At 67.0% G+C, this 3172-nt stretch carries 4 protein-coding genes; all 4 read right to left on the bottom strand.

Annotation, left to right across the window (positions count from 1 at the left end; translation table 11 throughout):
• Positions 1-138: 138 nt before the first annotated feature.
• Complete coding sequence (locus tag M3498_16770) at positions 139-1680, bottom strand: acyl-CoA carboxylase subunit beta (GenBank protein ID MDQ3460923.1); 1542 nt, start codon at positions 1678-1680, stop codon at positions 139-141.
• Between the two features lie 326 nt (positions 1681-2006).
• Positions 2007-2444, bottom strand: a complete 438-nt coding sequence (locus M3498_16765; protein MDQ3460922.1) for a hypothetical protein — start codon at positions 2442-2444, stop codon at positions 2007-2009.
• Positions 2445-2706: 262 nt separating this feature from the next.
• Positions 2707-2922: a hypothetical protein gene (locus M3498_16760; protein MDQ3460921.1), complete on the bottom strand. Its 216-nt coding sequence runs from the start codon at positions 2920-2922 to the stop codon at positions 2707-2709.
• Between the two features lie 8 nt (positions 2923-2930).
• Positions 2931-3172 (bottom strand): FxLYD domain-containing protein (locus M3498_16755; protein MDQ3460920.1); only part of this gene is annotated, 242 nt, incomplete at its 5' end.

Genomic DNA, 3172 nt, shown 5'->3' with positions numbered 1-3172 from the left:
GATTAGGCGAAGGCCCGGGCACAAGCGTAGGTAGCGGCTTTGGAGACAGTTTTGTATACGTGACTGTTCCTTAGACAGCTTCTCAACGCTGAAGGTAAAGCCTCGAGCCCAAGGGCTCGAGGCTCCTTACAGCTTTACTTAAAGCGGGATGTTGCCGTGCTTTTTGTAGGGCCGGTTTTCGACCTTGCCGTCTAACATCCTCAGGTGGCGGATGAGGTGCTTGCGGGTGTCCTTGGGGTCGATCACGTCGTCGATGTAGCCGCGGCCCGCCGCCCAGTAGGGGTTGTCGAAGCGGGCCTTGTACTCGGCGACCTTGGCGGCGCGGCTGGCCTCGGGGGTTTTCGAGGTCTTGATGTCGCGGCGAAAGATGATATTGGCGGCGCCCTCCGCGCCCATCACCGCGACGGCCGAGGTGGGCCAGGCCAAGACCACGTCGGCGCCCATGTCGCGCGAGTTCATCGCCAGGTAGGCGCCGCCATAGCTCTTGCGGACGATCAGGGTGATCTTGGGGACGGTGGCCTCGGCGTAGGCGTAGAGCATCTTGGCGCCGTGGCGGATGATGCCGGCGTGCTCCTGGGCGACGCCGGGCATGAAGCCGGTCACGTCGACCAGGGTCACGAGCGGCACGTTGAAGCAGTCGCAGGTGCGGATAAAGCGCGAGGCCTTGTCCGAGGCGTCGATATTGAGGGTCCCGGCCATCTGCCGGGGGTTGTTGGCGACGACGCCGACGCTGCTACCGCCCAGGCGCGCGAAGCCGGTGATGATGTTCTTGGCAAAGTCCGGCTGGGTCTCGAAAAAGGCGTTGTCGTCGACGAGCGCCTTGATCACCTCGATCATGGGGTAGGGCCGGCGCTGGTCGGGGTGGACGATGGAGAGAATCTCCGGCGTCTCGCGCTCTATGGGGTCGCGGCTCTCCAGGAGGGGCGGCTTCTCCTTGGCGGACTGGGGCAAAAACGACAGCAGCTCGCGGATCATCTCCAGGACGCCCTCGTCGTTCTCGGCCTCTAGGTGCGCCACCCCGGACTTACGGGCGTGGACCGCCGCCCCGCCCAAGCCCTCGAAGGAGACGTCCTCCTTGGTGACCGACTTGATCACCTCGGGCCCGGTGATGAACATGTAGCTCGAGCCGCGGCTCATCAAGACGAAGTCGGTCAGGGCGGGGCTGTAGACCGCGCCGCCCGCGCAGGGGCCAAGGATGGCGCTGATCTGCGGCACCACCCCCGAGTAGACGGCGTTGCGGTAGAAGACCTCGCCGTAGCCCGAGAGCGAGTCCACCCCCTCCTGGATGCGCGCCCCCGCCGAGTCGTTGAGGCCGATGATGGGCGCGCCCGTCTTCACCGCCAGATCCATCACCTTGGCGATCTTTTGGGCGTGCCGCTTGCCCAGGCTGCCGCCCAGGACGGTGAAGTCCTGGCTGAAGACGAAGACCACCCGGCCGCCTATCTTGCCGTAGCCGGTGACCACGCCCTCACCGGGCGCCTCTACGCCGCGCATGAGCTCGCTCTCGAGCGGCTCGACGAAGACGCCGAGTTCGACGAAGGAGCCCTCGTCGAGAAGCTTGGCGACGCGCTCCCTCGCGGTCAGCTTGCCGCCCTCGTGCTGCTTGGCGATGCGGGCCTCGCCGCCGCCCTTTTCCACCACCTTGCGGCGCTCTTCCATCTCCGCGGTGAGCTCGTTCATCCAGACCAGTATCTCGTCGTCCACCTGGCGTGACCTCCTATTGTTTCCCCACTTGTCGCCCCCACGATACCCCGCCGCCCCTCTACCGCGCGCACCCGCGGAGCCGCCCAAAGAACAAATCCTTTCAGCGACTTGCTTCCCTTGTAAGGGAGTCGTCGCCGAATCCCCCCAACCCCCTTATCAAGGGGGCGGCGCAGCCGGGGGATGGAGGCTACGGGGGATGGAGGCTACGGGTATCAAAGCCTAACCTTTGAGGCGCCTGCACACCTGTCGTCTCAGCAGGCCTTGCCAGAAGCTGGACCGGCAGGCATCCACTAAGAGCCAGGCTAATTCTGACTGCTGTCGCTCGAGTCCTGACCCCCGTCCCCCGACTCCTGCCCTGGCGGCGTCAGGGTGAAAAAGCGCTGCTCGTCCGGATAGGCGAAGCCCTGGCGCCGGGCGAGCTGCTCGCGGTAGCGGGCGTCGCGGGCGTGGTCGAGGATCGCTTGCAGGCCGCCCAGCTCGTGGTCCAGCTCGGCGATGTCGCCGCGCAACCGGCTTATCTCGCGGCTGTTCTCGGCGTAGCGAAAGGCCTCGACGCCGACCATGACGAAAGCGTGCAGGCTGCCGACCACGCCGATCAGGCCGAAGACGAAGAGGATGGCCCTCGAGGTGGTGGTGACGCTCATCGGCGCCTTGGCCGCTCGCCGCGAGCGGCGGCGGGCGTCCTGTTTGGCGCCCTGTTTGGCACCCTGTTTGGTGCCCTGCTTGGTGCGCACCGTCACCGGCCCGCTCCGCTCGAGCAGAAGCCCACCCTGGTCGAGCGGAGCAGGACCTCGAGGGGCTCGCGGTCGAGCGCGGCGACCAGACCGGTGCCTGAGGGAGCTTGGCGGAAGAGCGGCACGTCAGGGAATTCTACCAGCTTCGCGGCGCGGCGCGTGATGACAAGTCCGCTCGAGCACGCCTCCGGCTGAAGCCCGCGGCGGCGGCGTCCATCCCAGGCGTGTTTAGCCGTCAGCTTTAAGGACTTTAGGCTGAAGAGCGCGCTCAGCGCGGGGCGACCGCGGCGGCCACTAAGCCCAACAGCGCCCCGAGCATGGCGACGAGCGCGACGCCATGCAGGCCGGAGAGCGTCAGCAGGTAGGCGGCCATCACGCCGACAAAGGAGACGCCGAGCGCGCGGTTGAAGGGCGACAGCAGCGGCCGCGCCGGCGGGCTATAGGGCTTGAACTTGCGGACGACGCGCACACGGGTTCTCAGCATGGCGCAGCTTAACGCGCCCTCACGCTCTCACGCGCGTAAATTCCGCACAGCGCCAGGACCCGGTAGGAGTTCGCCCCGCCCTGCGTGACCTTGACCCGGTAGGACCAGACGTGGCCGGGAGCGAGGCTGCCCCTGGCGGCGGTGAGCGAGCCCAGGGGCTCGTCCGCGCGGCCGTAGAGGCCGAGCTGCACCTCGACCTCCGCTAGGGTCCTCTCGCCGGTGTTCTGGACGCTGCCGACGAGGTAGGTGC

The organism is Deinococcota bacterium (assembly GCA_030858465.1).
GTDB lineage: Bacteria > Deinococcota > Deinococci > Deinococcales > Trueperaceae > JALZLY01.
This window is presented reverse-complemented; position numbering and strand designations above follow the sequence as displayed.